This is a genomic window from Kribbella sp. NPDC050124, assembly GCF_044460355.1.
In the GTDB taxonomy this organism is placed as follows: domain Bacteria; phylum Actinomycetota; class Actinomycetes; order Propionibacteriales; family Kribbellaceae; genus Kribbella.
Genome location: NZ_JBITJU010000014.1, coordinates 22,409 through 45,818 on the forward strand (window position 1 = coordinate 22,409; position 23,410 = coordinate 45,818).

The window sequence follows — 23,410 nt, forward strand, 5'->3', positions numbered from 1 at the left end:
GGACGGCACTTGCCAGGTTGCCATCATCAGCGTCTCCGATCCCTCCGACATCGTCCGGTATGGGTGATTGATCGGCCAGCACGAGCCGGCCACCCGCCCCGACTCGTGCCGGGGCACGGTGCCTGCACCGGATTTGTGTACTGCGAGCGTGCGTGTCGATCTGGATCCGGAGGAGCTCGGGCGGCGGGAGTTCTACGCGGCGCTGAACTCCGTGGTGGTGCCACGGCCGATCGCGTGGGTCTCGAGCCGGTCCGCCGACGGCGTGCTGAACCTCGCGCCGCATTCGTTCTTCACCGTGGCGTGTGTGCAGCCGCCGATGGTGCAGTTCACCTCGGTCGGGCGGAAGGACAGCCTGAACAACGTCGAGGCGACCGGCGAGTTCGTGGTGAACTTCGCAGCTGAACCGCTGTTCGAGCAGATCAACGCGACCGGGACGAACTTCCCGGCGGAGATCTCCGAGTTCGATGCCGTCGGGCTGACCATCGAAACGTCTCGCACCGTCACCGTACCGCGGGTTGCGGAGTCGCCGGTGGCGATCGAGTGCACCCTCCACACCACCCTCGAACTGGGCGACTCGACTGTCGTGATCGGCCGGGTCCGCCACCTCGCGGTCGACGCCGCGGTCATGGTCGACGGACACCCGGAGATCCGGCTGCTCCGCCCACTGGCTCGTCTGGGCAAGGATGAATGGTCGACCCTCGGCGAGATCCGCACCATCACCCGGATCCGCCACTCCGACTGGCCCGGTCACTTCACACGACCGGCCTAGCAGGGGGTGGAGGCTCTTTGAGGGCGACCACCTTGGCGAGGGCGTCGAGCTGAGGGGACAGACGGAGCCGGGTGCCGTCGGGGGATGACGTCGTAGCCGGGTGCCACTCGAGAGTGGGGGTGACCAGGTGGACGTCGGGGGACAGCGGACCGGGGTCGTGGGTGAACGAGCGAGCCGCGAGGTTGAGCATCAGGCCCAAGGCGGGGATGACGGACAGGTCGCGGATCACGTGGATCAGGAGCAGGTCGCGGGCGGGAACGGCGGCGAGCACGCCGTGCGGCGGGGGCTCGAGGTGGAGAGATTCGCGCAGGACGGTGTCGAGTACCAGCGCCCGGGACGCGGCGAAGATGGTGCCGGTGACCAGGGCGATGGTGATGCCGTCGTGCTCGACGTACTCGACGTGATCCTCGAGACGACGCAGGTTGGCCAGGCCAAACAGCTCGGCGTCCGACCAGGTCAGCCCGAAGTCGGCCGGATCGAGGTACATCGTCACGACGCCGTCCTGTGCAGTGGCAGGGACGGACAGCAGACCGGGCAGGTAGTCGACGCGGTCCGCGCCCCATTCGACCGGGAGCGACTGGCGTGGAACGAGCCGCTGGATCAGCTGGCGTTCGGGGTCATCGGGCGGCCGCGGGGGACCGTGCCGCAGGCGGTTCAGGACCTGGGTGAAATGCTCCTCGATCAACGCTGGCCAGCGGTCCTCGGTGTGCTTGGACACCCGGCGGGCCAGGTTGCTCAGGCCGAGGACGGCGTCGTCCGCGGACGGCGCGACCGGGACGAGAGCCGCGCCGCCCTCGTAGGTCAGCTCGAGGCCGAGCTGCGCTGCGGTGGTCAGGCCGAGCCGCACGAACCGCGCGGCCTGGCCGCGGGTGAGCGGGATCAGGACCGGGTGGGGCCGGTCGGAGTGGTTGCCTTGGGCACGTTCGGTGGAGCTGTCGATGGTCATCGTGGCCACCTCCTCGGCAGAGAAGGTACGAGGAAAGGCACCCGTTCCAGCCGGTCTTTTCGAGCCTGTGGACAACCGCCCGGGATAGTCTGCGGCCACATCGTCCGATCCAGGAGGAGTCGAGCAGGATGTCCAGCACGCCGTCGTCGCGGCCTACCTCGGTGACCCGGTTGTCGCTGTCGCACATCACCGCCCAGACCGAGACCAACCTGCTGGGCACCGTGCACGGCGGCGTGATCATGACGCTCGTCGACTCGGTCGCCGGCGTGGTCGCGGCGCGGCACTCGGGTGGGCCGGCGGTCACCGCGTCGATGGACGAGATGACCTTCCTGGTGCCGGTCCGGGTCGGCGACGTGGTGCACTTCAGCGGTCAGGTGAACTGGACCGGCCGCAGCTCGATGGAGGTCGGCGTACGGATCACGGCCGATCGCTGGGACTCCGTCGGGCCGCAGGTGCACGTGGCGTCGGCGTACCTGGTGTTCGTCGCGGTCGACGAGGACGGGAAGCCGCGCGAGGTCCCGCAGGTCGTCCCGGAGACAGATGAGGACCGCCGGCGGCTGCGCGAGGCGGAGATCCGGCGGAGCCACCGCCTCGCCCGCCGTGCCGCCATCATCGCGTCCCGCGAGGAAGACGCAGAGCGGGCAGCCGGGGACGAGTCCGAATGACCTGGTTCGCCAGTGCCCGACGGCATCCGTCGGCGGTACTGCTGCTCGTGCAGTTGCTGGGCGTCCTCGTCTACCCGGCGATGGAGGGCTCCCGCGGCGGCCGGGTCGCGTTCGAGATCCTCGGGATCGCCGTACTGGTGCTCGCTGTCTTCTCCGTCCGCTCCACCCCGGGCCTGACCTGGGTCAGCATCGGCCTCGGCATCCCGGCCGTGATTCTCTCGCTGGTCGACGCCTTCAACCCCACTCAGCCCGTGGTGGCCATCTCGGCCGTACTGCACGCGGCCTTCTACTTCTACGCCGCCTACAGCTTGCTGCGGTACATGCTGTCCGACCATGACGTCAGCACGGACGAGCTCTACGCGACCGGTGCGACGTTCACCTTGGTGGCTTGGGGCTTCGCGTACATCTACACCTTCGTCCAGGTGTTGGTGCCGGGCAGCTTCATCGCGGCGGTCGACCCCACCAGCGACCGGACCTGGATGGAGTTGCTGTTCCTCAGCTTCACCACCCTGTCCAGCACCGGCCTCAGCGACGTCGTCCCGGTCACAGCCTGGGGCAGGTCGGTCGTCATGCTCGAGCAGCTCGCAGGACTCGGGTACGTCGCCATGGTCGTGTCCCGCCTGGTCGGACTCACCATCACCAGACGAAGCAACACCTAGCCGCGAGGCCAGCCGGCCAGCAAGTCCGCCGCAGCCCGCTGAGCCACCTCTGGCGCATGCGGCATCGCGGCAACCCGGTAGGTCACGAGAGCGCCCTCGTGAAGGATGAGGAGGCGGTCGGCGAGCTCGGACGGGTCGGCGAGACCGGCCAGCCTCGCCTGGGCCTCGAACTCGGCCCGCATCCACTGCTTCTGCCCCACGATCACCGGCATCGCCGGATGGTCCGGTGCGGCGAGCTCGACGCTCGCGTTGATGAAGCCACACCCGTTCCGCGCCCCCGCGACCCAGTCCGTGAGCGCCGCGAACAGCGCCAGGATCACCTCTTCCGGCGTCGCCGGACGGCGGGCCGCGAGCTGCTCGTCCAGGAACTCGTGCCACATTCGGTCGCGCCGCTCCAGGTACGCCGCGATCAGCCGGTCCTTCGAGCCGAACCGGTCGTACAGCGTCTTCTTCGTCACGTCCGCCACCTCGGCGATCGTGTCGACGCCGACCGCCCGGATGCCCTGCTCGTAGAACAGCGTGGACGCCGCGGTCAGGATGCGCTCACCGGCCGGGGTCAGCCGGGTGGCCTCCGGCACCTCGCGGTCCACGAGCAGTCTCATCTGCTGATCAAGCACACTGACAGTATACCGACCGGTGTGGTTACTCTCCCGGCATGACGACTTCGACGGTGCCGGTACGGCGTACGAGCTACCTCCCGCTGCTCGCGGGCGCGGGCTTCGTCGTCCTCTGGAGCTGCGGCTTCATCGGCGCGCGCTGGGGGACCGAGTACACCAACGCGTTCGACCTGCTCGCCTGGCGCTTCCTGGTCGCCGGTGCAGTCGGTGCGATCATCCTGGCCGTACGGCGACCCGCCATCAGTCGCGTGGACCTGGCGACCCAGGTGTGGATGGCCTTCCTGACGCAGTGCGTCTACCTCGGCCTGATCTTCACCGGCATCGACCACGGCATCTCAGCCGGCGTCACCGCGCTCATCGGCTCGCTGCAGCCGCTGCTGATCGCGACAGTGGCCGGCCCGCTGCTCCGAGAGGCGGTCAGCCGCCGTCAGTGGATCGGTCTCGTCATCGGTGTCGCCGGAGTCGGTCTGGTCGTGGCGGACGACCTGCATGGCTCGCCACTGCTGTTCTTGCTCCCGTTCGGCGGTCTGCTCGGTCTCGTCATCGGCACCTGCCTCGAACGCCGCCGTAAGCCCAGTATCGGCTCACTCGACGCGCTCTGTCTCCAGAGCATCGTCTCCGGGGTGTTCTTCATCGCACTGGCCACGTTCACCGACCAGTTGACGGTCCCGCACGAAGCAGGGTTCTACGGTGCGGTGGTCTGGCTGGTGCTGCTGGCAACAGGTGGTGGCTGGGGTCTCTACCTGGTCAACCTGAGGCTGTCCGGTGCGACCCGGATCAGCAGCCTGCTGTACCTGGTGCCGCCGACCACGATGGTGTTCGCGTTCCTGATGTTCGGCGAGACCATCGGTCCACTGGCCGTGATCGGCATGCTGGTGTGCGCGCTCGCCGTACTCCTGATCAGGTTGAACGCTACGCTGCGGGGATGGCGGAACCCCGGTGGCTGAACGAGAAAGAGCAGCACGCGTGGCGCGCGTTCATCGCGGCGCAGCGTGTGGTGAACACCCGGATCGAGCAGCAGCTGCAACGCGACGCAGGGATACCGCACACCTACTACGAGATCCTGGTCCGGCTGTCCGAGGCGCCTGACGGCCGGCTGCGGATGAGTGAGCTCGCCGTGGCCACGCAGGGGTCCCGCAGCCGCCTCTCGCACGCGGTCAACCGGCTCGAGCAGGCCGGCTGGGTACGGCGGGAAGGCATCGAGTCGGACCGTCGTGGCCAGGTCGCGATCATGACCGACCTGGGACGGCAGAAGCTGGTCGAGACCGCGCCCGGTCACGTCGAGGAGGTCCGCAAGTCGATCTTCGACGCGCTGGACGAGGAGCAGGTCGAGCACCTGTACGACATCTGCGCAACGCTGGCCCGGCACTCGGGCGACACGGTCGACCGCGCCGCCTGGGAGCGCCGCTGACATGCAGCGCACTGCAGTCGCGGTCGTGCTGACAGCGCTCCTGCTGACCGGCTGCAGCGACACCGACGAGCCCACCGCCGGTCCCAGCACCGTGCCGTCCTCCTCGGTGCCCCTGCCAACCACACCAGCGCCGACACCGACACCAACTCCCACACCGACGCCTACGCCCACGGCCACGCCGACGCCGGTCAGCTGCGTAGACCAGAAGCTGCGAGCCCTCACGCTGAGGGAGCAGGCGGCCCAGCTGGTCATGACCGGCATCAGCGCCAACGGCATGACCTCGTCCCAGCGGCCGATCGTGCAGAAGCAGAAGCCCGGCGGCATCCTGCTGCTCGGCAGCGGCGGCAGCCTCTCCCACACGCGTACGGCGATGGCCGCCGTCACCGCAACCGCCACCGTCAAGGGCATCCGTCCATTGATCGCAGCAGATCAGGAGGGGGGTCAGATCCAGCGGCTGAAGGGCTCCGGCTTCGACCGCATCCCCTCAGCGACCGTGCAAGGCGGCTGGTCCAGCTCGAAGCTCACCACAGAGGCCGAGGGGTGGGGCGACCAGCTCAAGAAGGCTGGGGTCAACGTAGACCTCGCGCCGGTGGCCGACGTCGTACCAAGCTCGCAGAAGTCCAGCAACGCCCCGATCGGCCAGCTGAACCGCGAGTACGGCAACACGCCGGAGGAGGTCGGGCCGCCCGTCCAGGCATTCGTCAGAGGTATGCAGCAGGCCGGTGTGATGACCTCGGTCAAGCACTTCCCGGGCCTTGGCCGAGTGCGCGGCAACACAGACTTCTCGTCCGGTGTGGTCGACAACGTCACCGTCCGCGATGACGCGTACCTGCAGCCGTTCGCCGACGGGATCGAGGCCGGCGCCGACATGGTGATGATCGCCACAGCCACCTACACCAAGATCGACCCGAGGAACCGTGCGGTGTTCTCGCCGACCGTCATCCGGGGCATGGTGCGTGGCGACCTGAAGTGGGCCGGTGTGGTGATCACCGACGACGTCGGGGCGGCTGCCGAGGTGGCGTCGGTGCCGGCCGGCCAGCGGGCGACCCGGTTCGTCGCGGCCGGCGGGGACATCGTCATCAACGCCACGGCCGGGCTGACCGCCACCATGGTCAACGCCGTGGTCGCCAAGGCCGAGCAGGACAAGACCTTCGCCGCACAGCTGACGAGTAGCGTGAGGCGTGTGCTGACACTCAAGGAGAGCCACGGCCTGGTGAGCTGCGGATGACGGAGGAGCAGGAACCCGACTACCGCTTCACACTGGCGAACGAACGCACGTACCTGGCGTACCTGCGCACGTCGCTCGCCTGCTACGCGGGCGGCCTGTCCGCGGTGCAGTTCCTCGACCTCGGCCCCGACCGCTGGCCGGCCCGCATCATCGGTGTGGTCCTGGTCACTGCCGGCATCGTCACCACGGCCGGCGCCTTCCGCCGCTGGCAGCAGAACCTGGCCGCCATGCGCAACGGCGGCCGGCTCCCGGTGACCAGGCTCCCCGTGGTGCTGGGGGCAACCATCATCGTGGTCGGCCTGATCGGCCTGCTGTTCAGCCTGTGGCGGCAATGAACCGCGACCCCGGGCTGCAGCCGGAACGGACCCTGCTCGCCTGGCGGCGGACCGCGCTCGGCCTGATCGCGAACGGGATCCTGTTGCTTGCCTCCGGCTACGGTACGTCGGACGTCCGCACCGGCCTCGGTGTCGTCGTCCTGGTCCTGTCGCTGGCCTGCTGGACCGCGGTGAGCGCCGTCTACCGCCGTACCAAGGGCGCTCCGGTGCATGCTCTCGGCCACCAGCGGGTGCTCCGGGCGGCGGCCGGTCTGGTGCTCGTGGTGGGGCTCTTCGACCTGTACGCCGTCCTCACCCGCTGAGACCGCCTGGTTACTGACCGGTCGTGTCCAGGCGGGGGAGTTCACCGCAACGCGGTACGTTGGCTAGGCGGATGCCGCGTCAACGGCCCGTTCCCCCTAGCATGTTCACGGTTTGTCCCTCGTTCATCCGGAGCTTGAAGTGCCGTTACGTCTGCGTCCGAACGACCCGACGTTCTACGACCTTTTCACCGAGTCCGCCAACCACCTCGTGGACGGATCCCGGATCCTGGCCGAGCTGCTCGGCAGTACGGCGGGAACCGGGCTGTCGTCGAGTCACCAGATCGCCGCCCAGATGAAGGACGCCGAGCACGCGGCGGACGAGACCACCCACTCGATCATCCGGCGCGTGAACTCGACGTTCGTCACGCCGTTCGACCGCGAGGACATCTACCGGCTGGCCTCCGACCTCGACGACGTCATGGACTACATGGAGGAGGCGGTCGACGCCGTCCACCTGTTCGCCCTGGAGAAGCTGCCGGAGGAGATCGCCGAGCAGATCGAGGTGCTGCAGCGGGCGGCGCAGCTGACCGCGGAGACGATGCCGCGGCTGCGCACCATGAAGGACCTGGCCGAGTACTGGATCGAGATCAACCGGCTGGAGAACACCGGTGACGCGGTGCACCGGCGGCTGATCGCCAAGCTGTTCAGCGGCGAGTACGACGCGCTGATGGTGATGAAGGTGAAGACCGTCGTCGACCTGCTGGAGGCCGCGATCGACGCGTTCGAGCACGTCGCGAACACGGTCGAGCAGATCGCCGTCAAGGAGAGCTGAGCGTGGAGCTCGCGCTCGTCGTCGCGGTCGTCGTCATCGCGCTCGTGTTCGACTACACCAACGGCTTCCACGACGCGGCGAACGCGATCGCGACGTCGGTCTCCACCCGGGCGCTGACCCCGCGGGTGGCGCTGGCGATGGCCGCGGTGATGAACTTCGTGGGCGCGCTGCTCGGCACCGAGGTGGCCGAGACGGTCGGCAAGGGCATCATCAGCACGCCGTCCGGCGAGCACGGGCTGGTGATCGTGCTCAGTGCCCTGGTCGGCGCGATCACCTGGAACCTGATCACCTGGTACTTCGGCCTGCCCAGCTCCTCGTCGCACGCGCTGATCGGTGGCCTGGTCGGCGCCGGGCTCGCCTCGGCCAGCACGGTGCTGTGGTCCGGCATCCTGGACAAGGTCGTCATTCCGATGGTGATGTCACCGACGATCGGCTTCCTCGGCGCGTTCATCCTGATGACCGCGATCCTGTGGGTGTTCCGGCGCAGCAACCCCGGCCGGGTGACCCGGGGCTTCCGGATGTCCCAGTCGCTGTCCGCCGCCGCGATGGCGCTCGGCCACGGCCTGCAGGACGCTCAGAAGACGATGGGCGTGATCTTCCTGGCCCTGCTCACCACCGGCTACGTGTCGGAGGGCGACGGCATCCCGATCTGGGTCAAGCTGGCCGCCGCGACCGCGATCTCGCTCGGGACGTACTCCGGCGGCTGGCGGATCATGCGGACGCTGGGCCGGCGGATCATCCACCTGGACCCGGCCCGTGGCTTCGCCTCGGAGGCGATCGCCGCGTCGGTGCTGTACGTGATGGCGATCGGCCTGCACGCACCGGTCTCCACCACGCACACGATCACCTCCGCGGTGATGGGCGCGGGCTCGACCAAGCGGCTGTCCGCGGTCCGCTGGGGTGTCGCCAAGGGCATCGTGACGGCCTGGATCCTGACCATCCCGGCCGCTGGCGCGGTCGCCGCGCTGTGCTACGGGCTGGCCCACCTCATCCTGGAGTGAGCCTCAGCGGTTCCAGCGGCGGACTGCCTTGGCCACCTCCTTGGGGCGGATGGAGCCGAGGTTGAGCTCCCAGGTGGCGGCCAGGCGATCGCCGAGTCCGGTCAGGTCGAGGTACGCCTGCGGCCGCACCGCCACCACCCAGGTGGCCGCGGCTGCGTGGCCCTGCTGGAAGAGCAGGTGGTTCGCGGTCGCCTCGAGCTTGCTCCGGTTCTCGCCGTCCAGCCCGCTCGCGGACCAGTCCTGGAGGATCGCGCCGTCGTCGGCGGTCATCCGGGCCAGGTACGTCAGCGGGCCGCGCCAGAAGCCGCGGCTGCCGATGTTGTCCAGGCTCTCCAGCGGGAACCAGCCGTTCTGGCAGCGCCGCCCGTTGATCGCGGACTCCACCTCCCGAGCCTGCCCCGGGTTCAGGCCCCGGATCGCCCAGTCGAGGAAGAACGCGCCGACGTCGGGGATCTCCTCCGCGACATGCGGAGCCACGGTCAGGATCCCCGGCTCGAACAGATGCAGCTCTTCGGATGACTTCACCAGCAACTTCCCCCGCCTACCTGAATACGACGGCCCCGCGCGCCACCACGCGGCCGAGTGCACAGGGACCCCCCAGGTACCTGCTACTACACCAAGTGCTCTTAGTACCCCCACGCCGTACCGGGGTCAAGGTCCTGTCCGGTAGCCGACTACTTCTTGCGGGCGGCCCGGCGGGCCAGTTCCTCCCGGTCCAGCCGCTCGGCCTCGACGGGCGTGGGCGCGCTGCCGCCGTACGAGGCCGGCAGCCACCAGGCGCCGGCGGGCTGCTCCGGATAGGCGCGGATGGTGCGGTCGAGCATGCCGGCCATGGTCGAGCGCAGCTGCGCGGTCGCCTCGGTCGGGTCGTCCGCCGCGGTGACCGTGATCGGCTCGCCGATGGTGATCGCGATCGTGCGGTGCCGGGAGAAGTCGCGCGGATGGTCCTTGGTCAGCATCCGCTGCGTCCCCCACAGGATCATCGGCAGCACCGGTACGGCGGCCTCCGCGGCCATCCGGACCGTGCCGGACTTGAACTCCTTCAGCTCGAACGACCGGCTGATCGTCGCCTCCGGGAAGACGCCGACCACCTCCCCGGCGTTCAGGTACTCGATCGCCTGCCGGTACGACGCCGTACCGGCCGCCCGGTCCACCGGGATGTGGTGCATGCCGCGCATCAACGGGCCGGAGACCCGGTTGCGGAACAGCACCTCCTTGGCCATGAACCGCACCAGCCGCTTGCTCGGCAGCGCGCCGAACCCGCCGAGCACGAAGTCGACGTACGAGATGTGATTCATCGCGATCACCGCGCCACCGGTTCGCGGCACGTTCTCCGTCCCGGTCAGCTGGAACTTCAGGTCCAGCACCTTGAACGCCGTCTTCGCGAAGCCGATCACCGGCGGGTACACGAGGTCGCGCATTCCCGAACGCTACCGGCTCAGGTCAACCGGCGGCCGTGACGCGCCCCACGGAATCCCGTATCCAGTTCTTCGCTAGGGTGGACGGCGACAACTTCAGATCGCGGGAGCTCGCACCGTAGCGGGCTGAGAGGGCGGCTGGGTGAACCCGGTGCCGCCGACCGCCGAACCTGTCCGGGTAATTCCGGCGTAGGGAGCAGCAATCGTGACAACCATCGGAAACAGCGTCCGACCCACTGTCACCACCGGCCCGATCTCCGGGTCGGAGAAGATCTACCGCGGCGAGCTGAACGTCCCCGCCCGCCGCGTCCACCTCACCAACGGCGAGCACTTCGACCTGTACGACACGTCCGGCCCGTACACCGACTCCTCCGCGCAGATCGACGTACAGGCCGGTCTGCCCGCGCTCCGGCGGGACTGGATCGCCGGGCGGACGCCGTTGACTCAGGTCGGGCACGCCCGGGCGGGCACCATCACCGAGGAGATGAAGTACATCGCCGTCCGGGAGGGCGTCGACCCGGAGTTCGTCCGGGACGAGGTGGCCCGCGGCCGGGCCGTGATCCCGACGAACCGGCGGCACCCGGAGTCCGAGCCGATGATCATCGGCAAGAAGTTCCTGGTGAAGGTGAACGCGAACATCGGCAACTCCGCCGTGACCAGCTCGATCGAGGAGGAGGTCGAGAAGCTGGTCTGGGCGACCCGGTGGGGCGCGGACACCGTGATGGACCTGTCCACCGGCAAGAACATCCACGAGACGCGCGAGTGGATCCTGCGCAACTCGCCGGTGCCGATCGGGACGGTCCCGCTCTACCAGGCGCTCGAGAAGGTGAAGGGCGACCCGGCAGCGCTGTCGTGGGAGGTCTACCGCGACACCGTGATCGAGCAGTGCGAGCAGGGTGTGGACTACATGACGGTGCATGCCGGCGTACTGCTGCGGTACGTCCCACTGACCGCGCAACGGATCACCGGGATCGTGTCGCGCGGCGGCTCGATCATGGCCGCGTGGTGCCTGGCGCATCACCAGGAGTCCTTCCTCTACACGCATTTCGCCGAGCTCTGCGAGATCCTGCGCGAGTACGACGTGACGTTCTCGCTGGGCGACGGGCTGCGGCCGGGGTCGATCGCGGACGCCAACGACGCGGCGCAGTTCGCCGAGCTGCGGACCCTCGGGGAACTCACCAAGATCGCCTGGGAGCACGACGTCCAGGTGATGATCGAGGGTCCGGGTCACGTGCCGATGCACAAGATCGCCGAGAACGTGCGGCTCGAGGAGGAGCTGTGCGGGGAGGCGCCGTTCTACACCTTGGGGCCGTTGGCAACTGATGTGGCGCCGGCCTACGACCACATCACCTCGGCGATCGGCGCGGCCCAGATCGGCTGGCTGGGTACGGCGATGCTCTGCTACGTCACGCCGAAGGAACACCTCGGCCTGCCGGACCGTGACGACGTGAAGACCGGGGTGATCACCTACAAGATCGCTGCCCACGCAGCCGATCTGGCCAAGGGCCACCCGGGTGCGCAGGACTGGGACGACACGTTGTCCAAGGCAAGGTTCGAGTTCCGCTGGGAGGATCAGTTCAACCTCTCGCTGGACCCGGACACCGCGCGGTCGTACCACGACCAGACACTGCCCGCCGAGCCCGCCAAGACCGCGCACTTCTGCTCGATGTGCGGGCCGAAGTTCTGCTCGATGCGGATCACCGCGGACATCCGCGCGTACGCGGAGGAGAAGGGCCTGACCTCGACCGAGGCCATCGAAGCCGGCTTCGCCGAGATGTCGGAGACGTTCGCGGCACACGACAAGAAGCTGTACCTGCCGCTGGCCGACTGATGGTTCGAGGGCCCGGAGTACGCCGTACTCCGGGCCCGAACCGTGCTGACGCGGAGTGAAGTCGCGGGCGAGTCGAGATGCCGGGCAGTCTGGATCCAGCGGAGAATTGGGAGATCGGCGGGCCCGCGGAGCGGTCACTGGGAGTGATCGGGTGAACCGATTCAGGTTTCTTCCTTCACTCTACGTGAATAAGACTGTAGCCTTAATGCGTCGGGAAGGAGGTGTGGCGATGGTCTTCGTTCTCACGGTAGATCAACGGGGCAGCCGAAGCATGACCGATCTCGTACCCGAGCTACTGAACACCCTGAACCGGCGGCCGCGGCGGACCGGGCTGCTCCGGAGGTTCGAGCGGACGGCCGGCGACGAGGTGCAGGGCGTGCTCTCGGAGGCGCGCGCGACCATCGACGTGATCGTCGAGCTGCTGCGCTCGGACACCTGGTACGTCGGCCTCGGGGTCGGCGATGTCGCCCAGCCGTTGCCACGCAGCACGCGAGCCGGCAGCGGCGAGGCGTTCGTGAACGCGCGGGAAGCGGTGAACCGGGCGAAGTCGAGCCCGCACCACGTCAACGTGGTCGGCTCCGACGCCCGCGTCGCGGAACAGGTCGAGACGGTGCTGTGGCTGATGGCGTCGGTGCTGCGGCGGCGTAGCGAACGCGGCTGGGCAGTGGCCGACCTGCTGGCCGAAGGACTCACCAGGCGGGAGATCGGCGTGAAGCTGGGGATCAGCCAGTCGGCGGTGACGCAACGGGCCCAGGCGGCCGGCTTCGCCGAGGAGCAACGCGGACGGAAGCTGGCAGCCCAGCTGCTGGGCCCAGGGGCCGCTGCGTGACGGCACTCATCCTGTCGTTGACCGCAGCTGCCCTGGTCGTCGCCGTAGCGGCGTGGGTGCCAAGGGCCGGCTCCGCAGTACAGATCGTGTTGAGCGGGGTGATGCTGGCCTGTCTGATCGCGGTCGGCCTCCTGCTGCTCGCAGGCGACGGTGTGGACGGCTGGCGCGAGCGCTGGTGGAACGTCCTGCTCGTGCTGGCCGGCGGGCTCGCAGTCACCGGTGGCGGGCCGCTGACGACGTCTGTGCTGGCTCTGGTCGACCGGGGCAACACCAGAGCTCAGTCGACGCAGAAAGCCGGCGAGGTACTGCGTGGCGGCGCGCTGATCGGTTCACTCGAGCGCGGCGCCATCTACGCCGCCCTGGTCGCGGGCTGGCCGGAGGGCCTCGCGATCGTGCTGGCCATCAAGGGACTGGCCCGCTACCCCGAGCTGCGCAGCCCCGATCAGCCCGCCTCGGTCACCCCGCAGGCAGTGGCCGAGCGCTTCATCATCGGCACCTTCACCAGCGTCCTGTGGTCGGTCACCTGCGCCGGATTCCTGTTGTCGCGCTAGTCGGTCTTGATCACGTAGGTGGTCATCACCTTGTCGTGCCAGGTCTGCTTCTGGTCGTCCCACAACGGCCACAGCAGGTTCAGAAAGCAGGCGTTGTTGAAGAGCCCGCTCAGGAACTCGCGCAGGAACGCCTTGCCGGCGCCGACCGGTGTGAAGTACTGGGCGTCGACCAGGCGCAGGTTCAGCGCGCTCTTGCCGACGCTCTGCCCGGTCTTGCCCTGGCGGAAGACCCGGTTCCACAGCGAGAGGCCGATGCTGGCGACGATCCCGAGCAGGAAGACGATGATCGCGAACGCGCCCGGGGCGTCGTTGGACGACGACAGGTCGTCGGAGCGCATCGCGATGTCGGCGATGAAGACGGCGTACCCGATGGCGAGCGGCACGCCGCTGATCAGGCCGTCGATCAGGTAGGCGCCGGCCCGCGGCGCCCACTCGGCCAGGGGCGCCTGCGGTACGCCGTACCCGTAGCCGTACTGGGGCTGCTGCCCGTAGGGGTTGTAGCCCTGCTGCGGGTGCCCGTACTGCGGCTGCCCGTACTGCGGTCCGTACTGGGGCTGCCCGTACTGCGGCTGGCCGTAAGGAGGCTGCTGTCCGTACGGACGGTCCTGCGGTGGTGGTGTCGGCGTACTCACATCGGTTCCATCTCTTCCAGCGTCAGTCGGCGTCCGCAGGCGGTCAGAGGCGGATGACCACGTCGTTGACGACCTTGTCGTGCCAGGTCTGCTGCTTCTCGTCCCACAGCGGCCAGAGCACGTTGAGAGTACAGATGTTGTTGAACAGCACCGAGCAGAACTCGCGGCCCAGGGTCGAGCCGATACCGATCAGCCGACCGGTCTCGGCGTGCACGACCTTCAACCCGGTGACCTTCTTGCCGAACGACTGGCCGGTGCGGCCCTGCTGGACGACCCGGTTCCACACCCAGACCAGGAACGCGACGAAGAACCCGCTGAGCATCGCGATGCCGCCGGCTGCGCCCAGCTCCTCCTGGTTGCCGTCGATGACGAGCGCCACGATGATCCCGGTGACAGTGGGGATGAACTGGATCAGCGAGTCGAGCAGCGACGCGCCGACTCGGATCGGCCAGCCGGCCAGCTGCCCGGGCGGTGCGTACCCGTAGCCGTAGCCCGGGCCCTGTCCATAGGGGTTGTAGCCCTGCGGGGGCTGCTGGTAGCCACCCGGTTGCCCTGGCGGGTACTGCGGTGGCCGGTGCGGCTCGCCGTACGGAGGGGTGCTCACCTGGGGTCCTTTCCGGAACGCCGAACGCCGCGGCCTCGACAGGCCACGGCGTCCGGTGCTGCGCGGGCTACGTCAGAGCTTGATGACGTAGGTGTTGTTGATCTTGTCCGCGAAGGTCTGGCGCTTCTCGTCCCACAGCGGCCACAGGTAGCCGACGTAGCACGCGGCGCTGTCCAGGATGTGGGTCAGCTGGCGCACGAACGTCTTGCCCGCGCCGATCGGCTGGCCGGTGTCCGCGCCGACCAGCTTCAGGCCGAGGACCTGCTTGCCGACGGTCTGGCCGGTGCTGCCCTGGCGGATCACGACGTTCCAGATCGCCAGGCCGATACCGATGAGGTAGAAGATGATCGCGACGACGGCCAGGTTCTCGTTGGACGAGAACGCGCTGCCGATGCCGTACGGCACACCGACGATCAGACCGTCGATCAGCGCACCGCCGACCCGGTTCGGCCAGGCGGCGAGGTTACCGGGGACGGCGCCGAAGCCCGGCTGGCCGTACTGCTGCGGGTAACCGGCCTGGCCGTACTGACCCGGCTGCTGCCCGTACTGCCCGGGCTGCTGCGGGTACCCCGGCTGCTGACCGTACTGGCCCGTCTGCTGCTGACCGTACTGCGCCGGCTGCTGCTGGCCGTACCCGTCAGGCTGCTGCTGGCCGTAGCCCGGCTGCTGCGGAGCGCCGTAGCCGGGCTGCTGCCCGTACTGGCCCGGCTGCTGCCCAGGCTGTCCGTACTGGCCTGGCTGGCCGTACTGAGCCGGCTGCTGCGCGTCCTGCGGGCCGTAACCCGGCGGTGGCGTCGGAGAGCTCACGACGATCCCTTCTACTGATAGCTACTTGAGGAGTGAGTTGCAGGCTAGTGGTCCGACGGCTCACCCATGCTCACGGATCCCACGGGATGAGAGTTACCGTTGTCGGGTGAGCCTTTCGCTGAACGTCGTACTGCGGCCGACCGGACCGGTCCAGCCTGTGGACAGGCGGGTGCTGGGACTGGCCGCCACGGGGATCGGCGGCTTCGGGCTCGCCGCCGTCTACCAGCTCTCCGGCGGGCGGATCGGAATTCCTTGCCTGCTGCACGCAACCACGGGCCTGAACTGCCCGTTCTGCGGCGCCACCAGGATGGCTGCCGCGATGCTCCGCGGCGATCTGGTCGCCGCCTGGCACTTCAACCCGGTGGTGCTGGTGCTCGGCCCACTCATCGGTGTTGCCGTGGGCTACCAATTGCTTGCCTGGTCGCTCGAGTCGCTCCGGCTCGTCCGGTTGCCTCGGCTGAAAATGAGTTCACGCACGGTGGACTGGGTGATCAAGGGCCTGATCGCCCTGTTCGTCGTGTACGGCGTCGCGCGCAACCTGAACTGAACCGCCGCCGGACCGGGCGGCGGTTCAGCGTCGCGCTCAGTAGTTGACCAGGCCGGTGGCGTAGGACACGATCGACAGCACGATCGAGACGATGCCGCCGATCCAGGCCACCTTGGCCAGCGTGTCCGGCCGGCCCTGCTCCCGGAACTTGCTCTGGGCAATCAGTCCGAGGACGATCGAGGCCGGGCCGCAGCAGAACCAGCAGACGATGCCGATGATGGACAGAGTCTGCGGGGTGTTGTTCTGCGGGGCGGCGCCGCTGCCGTAGCCGTAGCCACCCTGGCCCGGGTACTGGCCGTAGGCGCCGGGCTGCTGCTGAGCGTACGAACCCGGGTACTGGCCCGGCTGCTGCTGTCCGTAACCCGGTTGCTGGCCGTACTGCCCCGGCTGACCTGGGTACTGGCCCGGTTGCTGCTGCCCGTAGCCCGGCTGCTGGCCGTACTGCCCGCCCTGCTGCCCATAGTCAGGCTGCTGCTGGCCGTAGGGCGACTGCTGCCCATAACCGGGCTGCTGCCCATAACCAGGCTGCTGCTGCCCGTATCCACCCGGCTGGCCGTACTGACCAGGCTGCTGGCCGTACTGGCCCGGCTGGTCGTCGTCCGACGGGCCGGCTTCGCCGTACTGGCTGGGCCCGTTCTGCTCGCCGTACTGGCCGGGCTGCTCTCCAGGGGTCTCGCCAGGGGTGTCCTGCGGCCGGTTCGGGTCGTTCGGGTCGTCGCCGGGAGGCGTCGGAGTGCTCACCGCGGTCCCTTCTGAGAACGTCGAGGATCCTCGCAGGCTATCTTTTCCACAGGGCGGTGGTCACGCACCCACACCGGATCCTTTGAACACCTAAGGTTAGCCGGGTGACTCATCCCCCTCAGCCCCCGGCGTCCGATGGCCGTCCCGGGGATCAGACGCCGGACCCGACCCGCCACCTCCCGGTCCAGTACGAGCCGCCCACGCCGACGTTCGAGGCGGCGCCGTCCCCGCAGCCCGGGCCACCGCCGGGGCCGTACCAGCCACCGGCCGGCGGCCCGTACCAGCCTGCCCAATCCCTGCAGGGATTGCCGAGCGGGCCGGTGCTCGTGACCGTGGGCGACATCTCGGTCGAGCAGTTCCGGATCGTCACCCCGGCCGGCGTGCTGCCTACCCAGGGCACGAACTGGTCGGCCATGGACATGTCCCGGACCGAGGAGAAGATCCCCGCCTGGGCGATCATCCTGGCCATCGTGTTCGCCCTCGCCTGCCTGCTCGGCCTGCTCTTCCTGCTCTGCAAGGAGCGCAAGACCACCGGCTTCGTCCAGGTCACGGTGCAGAACGGCAACCGCACCCACAACACCCACGTCGGCGTGAGCTCGCCCCGCGAGGTCGCCGACACCCTTGCCCGGGTCAACTTTGCCCGGACGCTCTGCGTGTAAAAGAACAGCGCGGCCCCGCCGGGGGCCGCGCTGCGCAGTACGGCGGGATCAGCCGAAGCGGCCGGTGATGTAGTCCTCGGTCGCCTTCTCGTTCGGGTTCGAGAAGATCTGCTTCGTCGGGCCCATCTCGATCAGCCGGCCGGGCTTGCCGGTCGCGGCCAGGTTGAAGAACGCGGTCTGGTCCGACACCCGGGCCGCCTGCTGCATGTTGTGGGTGACGATGACCACGGTGAACTGGTCCTTCAGCTTCTCGATCAGATCCTCGATCGCCAGCGTGGAGATCGGGTCCAGCGCCGAGCACGGCTCGTCCATCAGGATCACCTCGGGCTCGACCGCGATCGCCCGGGCGATGCACAGCCGCTGCTGCTGACCACCGGACAGGCCCGCGCCGGGCTTGTCCAGCCGGTCCTTCACCTCGGTCCAGAGGTTGGCGCCCTTGAGCGACCGCTCGACGACCTCGTTGAGCTTCTTGCGGTCCTTGACCCCGTTCAGCTTCAGCCCGGACGCGACGTTGTCGAAGATCGACATCGTCGGGAACGGGTTCGGCCGCTGGAACACCATCCCGACTACCCGGCGGACCGCCACCGGGTCGACCCCGGTCGCGTACAGGTCCTGCTGGTCCAGCATGACCTTGCCCTCGACCCGGGCGCCGGGGATCACCTCGTGCATCCGGTTCAGGGTCCGCAGGTAGGTGGACTTGCCGCAGCCGGACGGGCCGATGAACGCGGTGACCGAGCGGGGCTCGATCGTCATCGACACATCCTCGACGGCCTTGAAATCGCCGTAGTAGACGTTGAGGCCGCTGACCTCGATGCGCTTCGCCATATCGACTCAGAACCTCTCGTGACTATTTCGACTTGATCGTGCTGAACCGGGCGATCAGCCGGGCCAGCAGGTTGAGGGCAAGGACCAGGAGGATCAGTGTGAGCGCCGCCGCCCAGACTCGGTCCGCGGCCGGCTCCAGCGCCAGCTCGGTCCGGTCCTGGTTGATCATCGTCGGCAGCGCGCCCATGAACCCGTCGAACGGGTTCAGGTTGATGTTCTTGGAGTAGCCGACCAGGATCAGCAGCGGCGCGGTCTCACCCATCACGCGGGCCAGGCCGAGCATCACGCCGGTGACGATGCCGCCGAACGCCGTCGGCACGACCACCTTCAGGATCGTCTTCCACTTCGGCACCCCGAGCGCGTACGACGCCTCGCGCAACTCGTCCGGCACCAGTTTGAGCATCTCCTCGGTGGAGCGCAGTACGACCGGAAGCATCAGCAGCACCAGCGACAGCGAGACCGCGAAGCCGACCCGGTTGAAGCCGAACACCGTGATCCAGACCGCGTAGATGAACAGCGCGGCGACGATCGACGGCACACCGGTGAGGACGTCGACCATGAAGCTGACCGCCCGGGCGACCTTGGTGCCCTTGCCGTACTCGACCAGGTAGATCGCGCCCAGCACGGCGATCGGGACCGCGATCAGCGCGGTGATCAGGCCCATGATCAGCGTGCCCATGATGGCGTGGTATGCGCCGCCGCCCTCCCGCCGTACGGTGATGCCGCGCTGCGACTGGCTCCACCAGTTGGCGTCCAGCAGCAGGCTGTAGCCCTTGCTGATCACGGTCCAGAGGATCCACACCAGCGGGATCAGCGCGACCAGGAACGCCAGCGTGATCAGCACAGTCGCCAGCGTGTTCCGGAAGGCGCGAGCCCCCGACTTCCCGGTGAGGTCCAGCGTCTTACCGTCGTACGTCGGCCGGTTCTCGGCAATCACACTCATCGTCGTCCTCGCTTCGCTCCGGGCGCCGATGAGGCACATAGTGGGCTGTTCTTTTTGATTCGCTCGCTGCGCTCGCTCATGCGGAGGCTCCTTCGGTGGCGGCGGCGCCGGCGCGGCGGTTGCGGCGCGGCCGCTTCGCGCCGGGGGCGCTGCGGGCGACGATGAGCCGGGCCGCGGAGTTGACCAGGAACGTCACCACGAACAGCACCAGGCCGGCCGCGATGTAGGCGCCGGTCTTCTCCGGGGAGTCGAACTCGGCCGCGTTGTTGGCGATCTTCGACGCGAACGTCTCGCCGCCGGCGAAGATCGACGAGTTCCACGGGTCGTTGCTGTTCGGCACCGTGAGGATGATCATCACCGCCACGGTCTCGCCGAGCGCCCGGCCGAGGCCGAGCATCGAGGCGCTGACCACGCCCGAGCGGCCGTACGGCAGCACGGACATCCGGATCATCTCCCACTTGGTCGCGCCCAGCGCGAGCGCGCCCTCGCGGTGCGCGATCGGGGTCTGCGCGAAGATCTCCCGGCTGATCGCGGTGACCACCGGCAGGATCATGATCGCCAGCACCACCGACACGGTGAAGACCACACCGACGTTGTCGCCCACCGGCTTGTCGAACAGCGGGATCCAGCCGAGCCCGGTGGACAGCCCGTCGATCACCGGGCGCAGGATCGGCGCGAAAAACAGGATGCCCCAGAGGCCGTAGATGATCGACGGTACGGCGGCCAGCAGGTCGACCGCGTACGCGACCGGCTGGGACAGCCGCTTCGGGGCGTAGTACGTGATGAACAGCGCGACCCCGATCGCGATCGGGACCGCGATCAGCATCGCGATGATCGAGCTGATCACGGTGGTGTAGAACAGCGCCGCGATCCCGAACCGCGGCGCTTCGCCGCCGGGCTCCCAGACCCGGGAGAACAGGAAGCTGCTCTGGTTGTCGATCAGGGCCGGGACCGCCAGCGCCAGCAGGAAGATGCCGACGAACGCGACGATCGCGATCACCAGGCCGCCGGAGCCGTTGGCCAGGCCGGCGAACAACCGGTCGCCGAGGTGACCGACCGGGCCGAGCTCGAGCTTCGGCCCCGTGGTCTCCGTCGCCGGTGCAGTGGTCTCGGCCGGCTGCTCGCCGGCGTGCTTCTCGGCCAGCCCCTCGAAGTGCGGGGTGGGTCCGGCCGGCTCGTGGACCAGGTCCTCGATCCGGGGATCCTCCTGGGCGGCGTCGGCCTCGCCGGCCGGCCGGTCGGGCGGTTCCGTGCCGTCTGGACTACTCATCGATGGTGCTCCAAGCGCCTGGTTCGTGGGCTCTGTGTGCTTCGGGTCCGACGAGGCGAAGCCCCGGCCGCCTCCGATGACTCGGACCGGCCGGGGCTCGCATCACTGCTGCTTCGTGGTCAGCTGATCGACTGGCTCAGCTGATCGACTGGATGGCCGCGTCGACCTTGGTCCGGATCTCGTCCGGGAGCGGCGCGTAGTTCAGCTCGGTCAGCGAGGCCTGGCCCTCGGTGCTCGCGAAGTAGCTCAGGAAGCTCTTCACCAGCGCGGTCTTCTCGGCCGGCAGGCCCTTGCTGCAGGCGATCTCGTAGGTGACCAGGATGATCGGGTACGCGCCCGCCTCCTTGGTCGCGTAGTCCAGCGACATCGACAGGTCGTTGCCGGTGCCCTTCACCTTCGCGGCGGCCAGCGCCTTACCAGCGGACTCGGCGGTCAGCTCGACCGGGGTGCCGGAGCCGTTGTCGACCTGCGCGACGCCGAGCTTGTTGTCGACGGCGTACGACCACTCGACGTAGGTGATCGAGTTCGGGGTGCTCTTGACGCCCTCGGCGACACCCGCGGACTTCTCCTTGCCGGCGCCGGTGCCGGTCCATTTCTTGGCCGGCTTGCCGGTCCAGGCGCCACCGCCGGCGGCAGCCAGGTACTTGGTGAAGTTCTCGGTGGTGCCGGACTCGTCGGAGCGGAAGTACACCGAGATCGGGGCCGACGGCAGGGTGGTGCCCGCGTTCAGCTTGGCGATCGCCGGGTCGTTCCAGGTCTTGATGGTGCCCTGGAAGATCTTGGCGGCGGTCGCGCCGTCCAGGACCAGCTTGTCCAGGCCCTCGACGTTGTAGGCGATCGCGACCGGGCCGATCACCATCGGCAGGTTCAGCGCCGCGTTGTTCTGGCAGCGCTTGGCCGCGGTCGCAGCCTCGGAGTCGCCGTCGGCGGCCTCCGTCTTCAGCGCGGAGTCGGATCCGGCGAAGTCGACCTGGGCCGCGTTGAACTGCTTGATGCCCGCACCGGAACCGGTCGGGTTGTAGTTCACTGTGACGTCGGCGCACTTCTCGTTGTACTTGGCGATGACTTCCTCGATGGCGTTCTTCTGTGCCGAGGAGCCCTCTGCGTTCAGGGTGCCCTGCGGGCAGTCGGCGGTCGACGCCGAACCCTCCGGGCTGGAGGAACCAGATGGCTCCGGGTCACTGCCACAGGCGCTCAGAGCGAGGACGCCGAGGGAAGCCACGGCGACGGTGCCGACGCGGAGCAGGCGATTGACGGACACGAGAGTGTTGCCCTTCTGCGGGAATCAGACTTGTTGAACTTCCACAGACGGTAGGGAGAGCAGGTGTCCGACCGGTCCGTCGTCGGTGAACGAGCGGTGAACGATTCCGATAGCGTCGGCGACACTTGGCGTGCCTACAGGCGGCCAACAGGTGAACTGAGTTAAGAGCCGTGACTCTGCGTCGAACCAAACGCCCATTGGCTCACGTTTCGGTAACGCTCAGCGCACTGTCAACATGAACGGCCGCCGCAACGCCAGTACGTCGGGGTGCCACGCCGTACCGGGCAAAGTCAGCTGGAGAAGTCCTCGGGGGCGACGCCGTCGAGGAATTGGCGGAAGCGTTCGAGCTCGGCCTGTTCTTCCTCCGGGGTGGCGACGCCGGCCTCACGCAGTACCTGTTCCGTACAGCGGATCGGGGTGCCGAGGCGAACCGCGAGGGCGACCGAGTCACTCGGCCGGGCGGAGACCCGGGCGCCGTTGGCCAGCACGAGCTCGGCGAAGAACACCGCATCGCGAAGCTCGACGATCTCGACGGCCTCGATGTGCACGCCGAACGCCTGGATCAGGTCGCGCATCAGATCGTGGGTGAGTGGCCGCGACGGACGCAGGCCCTGCTCTTCATAGGCGATCGCGGTCGCTTCGACCGAGCCGATCGAGATCGGCAGGTAGCGGTAGCCGTCGGTCTCGCGCAGCATCATCACCGGTGCCCGGTTGGGCGATTCCATCCGGATCCCGATCAGTGTCAGTTCTCGCATCATCGTCATGGTGCGGTCCGAACCTCTCCTCAGACCCGGGCCCGGTGGGGCGCCAGGTTCCTCGGTAGGAACATACCCGTCGGCCCCAAGGTCATCCGGTCGCCCCCGCGGCTGTGCCTGGATCGTCACCGACCCGTGCTGCGCATGCGTTCTACGGAGCGCTGAACCGCTCGTAGATGAGACGTCCGTCACCCAACCGGTGCGCGACCAGGAACGCGCCCGGCGAGAACTTCCCCACCCGCAACCCGAGCTCGCGCGACAGTGTGGGCAGCACCGGCCGATGGGAGCACACCACCGTCACCTTGCCCGGCTTCCACGCCCGCTCGCCCATCCCGTTGATCCCGTCGGGGTCCGCGTCGAACCCACGCTCCGAGATCTCCGGCCAAAGGTGGATATGCCTGTCGATGGAAGCGGCGTACGGCGTGACCGTCGCAACACACCGCTCCGCGTCGCTGCTGATCAGCCGGTTCGCCCCGAGCGCATCCAGTACGGCGGTCAGTCGCTCGGCCTGACCGGTTCCGTTGGTGCTGAGCGGCCGGTTGGTGTCCTTGCTCTCCCAGTCCTTCCGCTTCACCGCCTCGGTGTGCCGCAGCAGGATCAGAGTCGCGGTGACAGGTACGACCCGGTCGAGGGCGTCGAGGATGTCCACGTCACGCGGATAGCTGAGCTTGGTGCGCGCCTTGTCGACCGGGAGCCAAGCGATCTCGTCGACCTCGCTGTTCGGTTCGAACTCGGCATCGTCGAGCGGTGTGGCGGACCAGTAGTGCACGAGCTTGTCCGCCGTTCCGCCGTTCTTGCGGACCGTGTACCGCTGCACTCCGAGCGGTGGACCGAGGACGACCTGCAGTCCGGTCTCCTCCTCGATCTCACGCCGTGCGCCGACCAGGACGTGCTCGTGCGCGGTGAGTTTCCCCTTGGGAAGGGACCAGTCGTCGTACCGGGGCCGGTGCACGAGCAGCACCTGCCGGGTGCCGCGGCGCTCACGCCACACGACACCGCCCGCGGCGATGACGGTCGCCGGGTTGCTCATGG

At 68.4% G+C, this 23,410-nt stretch carries 29 protein-coding genes and 1 riboswitch; of the genes, 15 read left to right on the forward strand and 14 right to left on the reverse strand.

Translation table 11 applies throughout. From position 1 onward, the window contains the following. Positions 1 to 148 precede the first annotated feature (148 nt). On the forward strand, positions 149 to 769 hold the full coding sequence (locus ACIBL3_RS28165) for a flavin reductase family protein (RefSeq protein WP_396356615.1): 621 nt from the start codon (positions 149 to 151) through the stop codon (positions 767 to 769). Here the strand turns inward: ACIBL3_RS28165 and ACIBL3_RS28170 are convergent. Then, positions 753 to 1,715 carry a hypothetical protein gene (locus ACIBL3_RS28170; RefSeq protein WP_396356617.1) on the reverse strand — a complete coding sequence of 321 codons (963 nt, stop codon included), beginning with the start codon at positions 1,713 to 1,715 and terminating at the stop codon, positions 753 to 755. The two genes, ACIBL3_RS28165 and ACIBL3_RS28170, sit on opposite strands and share 17 nt — an antisense overlap. Before the next feature lie 128 nt (positions 1,716 to 1,843). Between ACIBL3_RS28170 and ACIBL3_RS28175 the strand changes: the two genes are divergently transcribed. Beyond that, the gene (locus tag ACIBL3_RS28175; RefSeq protein WP_396356618.1) at positions 1,844 to 2,380 is read left to right on the forward strand and encodes an acyl-CoA thioesterase; all 537 of its coding nucleotides are present in this window, start codon (positions 1,844 to 1,846) and stop codon (positions 2,378 to 2,380) included. Further along, positions 2,377 to 3,039 carry a potassium channel family protein gene (locus tag ACIBL3_RS28180; RefSeq protein ID WP_396356619.1) on the forward strand — a complete coding sequence of 221 codons (663 nt, stop codon included), beginning with the start codon at positions 2,377 to 2,379 and terminating at the stop codon, positions 3,037 to 3,039. Before ACIBL3_RS28175 ends, ACIBL3_RS28180 begins: the two co-directional genes overlap by 4 nt. Here the strand turns inward: ACIBL3_RS28180 and ACIBL3_RS28185 are convergent. Beyond that, positions 3,036 to 3,641, reverse strand: a complete 606-nt coding sequence (locus ACIBL3_RS28185; protein WP_396356620.1) for a TetR/AcrR family transcriptional regulator — start codon at positions 3,639 to 3,641, stop codon at positions 3,036 to 3,038. The two genes, ACIBL3_RS28180 and ACIBL3_RS28185, sit on opposite strands and share 4 nt — an antisense overlap. 53 nt (positions 3,642 to 3,694) lie before the next feature. Between ACIBL3_RS28185 and ACIBL3_RS28190 the strand changes: the two genes are divergently transcribed. The 7 genes from ACIBL3_RS28190 (at position 3,695) to ACIBL3_RS28220 (ending at position 8,705) form a co-directional block, all read left to right on the forward strand. After that, the gene (locus tag ACIBL3_RS28190) at positions 3,695 to 4,603 is read left to right on the forward strand and encodes a DMT family transporter (RefSeq protein WP_396356621.1); all 909 of its coding nucleotides are present in this window, start codon (positions 3,695 to 3,697) and stop codon (positions 4,601 to 4,603) included. Next, the gene (locus ACIBL3_RS28195) at positions 4,582 to 5,067 is read left to right on the forward strand and encodes a MarR family winged helix-turn-helix transcriptional regulator (protein WP_396356622.1); all 486 of its coding nucleotides are present in this window, start codon (positions 4,582 to 4,584) and stop codon (positions 5,065 to 5,067) included. The genes ACIBL3_RS28190 and ACIBL3_RS28195 overlap by 22 nt, the downstream gene beginning before the upstream one ends. 1 nt (position 5,068) lies before the next feature. After that, on the forward strand, positions 5,069 to 6,295 hold the full coding sequence (locus ACIBL3_RS28200; RefSeq protein ID WP_396356623.1) for a glycoside hydrolase family 3 N-terminal domain-containing protein: 1,227 nt from the start codon (positions 5,069 to 5,071) through the stop codon (positions 6,293 to 6,295). Continuing rightward, positions 6,292 to 6,630 carry a YidH family protein gene (locus tag ACIBL3_RS28205; RefSeq protein ID WP_396356624.1) on the forward strand — a complete coding sequence of 113 codons (339 nt, stop codon included), beginning with the start codon at positions 6,292 to 6,294 and terminating at the stop codon, positions 6,628 to 6,630. The genes ACIBL3_RS28200 and ACIBL3_RS28205 overlap by 4 nt, the downstream gene beginning before the upstream one ends. Beyond that, positions 6,627 to 6,932 carry a DUF202 domain-containing protein gene (locus ACIBL3_RS28210; RefSeq protein ID WP_396356626.1) on the forward strand — a complete coding sequence of 102 codons (306 nt, stop codon included), beginning with the start codon at positions 6,627 to 6,629 and terminating at the stop codon, positions 6,930 to 6,932. The genes ACIBL3_RS28205 and ACIBL3_RS28210 overlap by 4 nt, the downstream gene beginning before the upstream one ends. Positions 6,933 to 7,071: 139 nt before the next feature. Next, the gene (locus tag ACIBL3_RS28215) at positions 7,072 to 7,704 is read left to right on the forward strand and encodes a DUF47 domain-containing protein (RefSeq protein WP_396356627.1); all 633 of its coding nucleotides are present in this window, start codon (positions 7,072 to 7,074) and stop codon (positions 7,702 to 7,704) included. Between the two features lie 2 nt (positions 7,705 to 7,706). Next, the gene (locus ACIBL3_RS28220; protein ID WP_396356628.1) at positions 7,707 to 8,705 is read left to right on the forward strand and encodes an anion permease; all 999 of its coding nucleotides are present in this window, start codon (positions 7,707 to 7,709) and stop codon (positions 8,703 to 8,705) included. Positions 8,706 to 8,708: 3 nt separating this feature from the next. On the opposite strand, the gene ACIBL3_RS28225 is transcribed toward ACIBL3_RS28220, so the two are convergent. Then, positions 8,709 to 9,230 carry a hypothetical protein gene (locus ACIBL3_RS28225; RefSeq protein WP_396356629.1) on the reverse strand — a complete coding sequence of 174 codons (522 nt, stop codon included), beginning with the start codon at positions 9,228 to 9,230 and terminating at the stop codon, positions 8,709 to 8,711. 149 nt (positions 9,231 to 9,379) lie between these two features. Continuing rightward, entirely contained in the window at positions 9,380 to 10,126 is a 747-nt protein-coding gene (locus tag ACIBL3_RS28230; protein ID WP_396356631.1) for a lysophospholipid acyltransferase family protein, read from the reverse strand. A 90-nt stretch (positions 10,127 to 10,216) separates the two neighbouring features. Further along, a riboswitch (TPP riboswitch) is annotated at positions 10,217 to 10,337 on the forward strand. Between ACIBL3_RS28230 and thiC the strand changes: the two genes are divergently transcribed. The 3 genes from thiC (at position 10,329) to ACIBL3_RS28245 (ending at position 13,334) form a co-directional block, all read left to right on the forward strand. Beyond that, on the forward strand, positions 10,329 to 11,954 hold the full coding sequence (gene thiC, locus ACIBL3_RS28235) for a phosphomethylpyrimidine synthase ThiC (RefSeq protein WP_396356633.1): 1,626 nt from the start codon (positions 10,329 to 10,331) through the stop codon (positions 11,952 to 11,954). (Overlaps the previous riboswitch by 9 nt.) A gap of 271 nt (positions 11,955 to 12,225) precedes the next feature. Beyond that, positions 12,226 to 12,783, forward strand: coding sequence for a transposase (locus ACIBL3_RS28240; RefSeq protein WP_396356634.1), 558 nt, complete (start codon positions 12,226 to 12,228; stop codon positions 12,781 to 12,783). Next, a complete protein-coding gene (locus tag ACIBL3_RS28245) occupies positions 12,780 to 13,334 on the forward strand; it encodes a hypothetical protein (protein ID WP_396356635.1) in 555 nt (184 codons plus the stop codon). The genes ACIBL3_RS28240 and ACIBL3_RS28245 overlap by 4 nt, the downstream gene beginning before the upstream one ends. Here ACIBL3_RS28245 and ACIBL3_RS28250 read toward each other — a convergent pair. The 3 genes from ACIBL3_RS28250 to ACIBL3_RS28260 all read right to left on the reverse strand — a co-directional run bounded on the left by ACIBL3_RS28250 (position 13,331) and on the right by ACIBL3_RS28260 (position 15,377). Further along, on the reverse strand, positions 13,331 to 13,966 hold the full coding sequence (locus ACIBL3_RS28250) for an RDD family protein (RefSeq protein ID WP_396356636.1): 636 nt from the start codon (positions 13,964 to 13,966) through the stop codon (positions 13,331 to 13,333). The genes ACIBL3_RS28245 and ACIBL3_RS28250 overlap by 4 nt on opposite strands. A 43-nt stretch (positions 13,967 to 14,009) precedes the next feature. Beyond that, a complete protein-coding gene (locus tag ACIBL3_RS28255) occupies positions 14,010 to 14,570 on the reverse strand; it encodes an RDD family protein (RefSeq protein ID WP_396356637.1) in 561 nt (186 codons plus the stop codon). A gap of 72 nt (positions 14,571 to 14,642) precedes the next feature. Beyond that, complete coding sequence (locus ACIBL3_RS28260) at positions 14,643 to 15,377, reverse strand: RDD family protein (protein ID WP_396356638.1); 735 nt, start codon at positions 15,375 to 15,377, stop codon at positions 14,643 to 14,645. 106 nt (positions 15,378 to 15,483) lie between these two features. On the opposite strand from ACIBL3_RS28260, the gene ACIBL3_RS28265 reads away from it, so the two are divergent. Next, positions 15,484 to 15,924, forward strand: a complete 441-nt coding sequence (locus ACIBL3_RS28265; protein ID WP_396356639.1) for a DUF2752 domain-containing protein — start codon at positions 15,484 to 15,486, stop codon at positions 15,922 to 15,924. Positions 15,925 to 15,960: 36 nt separating this feature from the next. Here the strand turns inward: ACIBL3_RS28265 and ACIBL3_RS28270 are convergent, their stop codons facing one another. Beyond that, a complete protein-coding gene (locus tag ACIBL3_RS28270) occupies positions 15,961 to 16,665 on the reverse strand; it encodes a hypothetical protein (protein ID WP_396356640.1) in 705 nt (234 codons plus the stop codon). Positions 16,666 to 16,769: 104 nt separating this feature from the next. Here ACIBL3_RS28270 and ACIBL3_RS28275 point away from each other — a divergent pair, with 104 nt between their 5' ends. Beyond that, positions 16,770 to 17,324, forward strand: a complete 555-nt coding sequence (locus ACIBL3_RS28275) for a hypothetical protein (RefSeq protein ID WP_396356642.1) — start codon at positions 16,770 to 16,772, stop codon at positions 17,322 to 17,324. A 48-nt stretch (positions 17,325 to 17,372) separates the two neighbouring features. Here the strand turns inward: ACIBL3_RS28275 and pstB are convergent, their stop codons facing one another. The 6 genes from pstB to ACIBL3_RS28305 form a co-directional block, all read right to left on the reverse strand. Continuing rightward, positions 17,373 to 18,149 carry a phosphate ABC transporter ATP-binding protein PstB gene (gene pstB, locus ACIBL3_RS28280; RefSeq protein ID WP_396356643.1) on the reverse strand — a complete coding sequence of 259 codons (777 nt, stop codon included), beginning with the start codon at positions 18,147 to 18,149 and terminating at the stop codon, positions 17,373 to 17,375. 22 nt (positions 18,150 to 18,171) lie between these two features. After that, entirely contained in the window at positions 18,172 to 19,092 is a 921-nt protein-coding gene (gene pstA / locus ACIBL3_RS28285; protein ID WP_396356644.1) for a phosphate ABC transporter permease PstA, read from the reverse strand. A gap of 76 nt (positions 19,093 to 19,168) precedes the next feature. Further along, entirely contained in the window at positions 19,169 to 20,362 is a 1,194-nt protein-coding gene (pstC, locus tag ACIBL3_RS28290; protein WP_396356645.1) for a phosphate ABC transporter permease subunit PstC, read from the reverse strand. A 136-nt stretch (positions 20,363 to 20,498) separates the two neighbouring features. After that, positions 20,499 to 21,623: a phosphate ABC transporter substrate-binding protein PstS gene (gene pstS / locus ACIBL3_RS28295; protein WP_396356646.1), complete on the reverse strand. Its 1,125-nt coding sequence runs from the start codon at positions 21,621 to 21,623 to the stop codon at positions 20,499 to 20,501. Positions 21,624 to 21,913: 290 nt separating this feature from the next. Then, positions 21,914 to 22,378, reverse strand: coding sequence for a bifunctional nuclease family protein (locus tag ACIBL3_RS28300; protein ID WP_396356647.1), 465 nt, complete (start codon positions 22,376 to 22,378; stop codon positions 21,914 to 21,916). A gap of 151 nt (positions 22,379 to 22,529) precedes the next feature. After that, entirely contained in the window at positions 22,530 to 23,408 is an 879-nt protein-coding gene (locus tag ACIBL3_RS28305) for an NUDIX domain-containing protein (RefSeq protein WP_396356648.1), read from the reverse strand. Between the last annotated feature and the right edge of the window lie 2 nt (positions 23,409 to 23,410).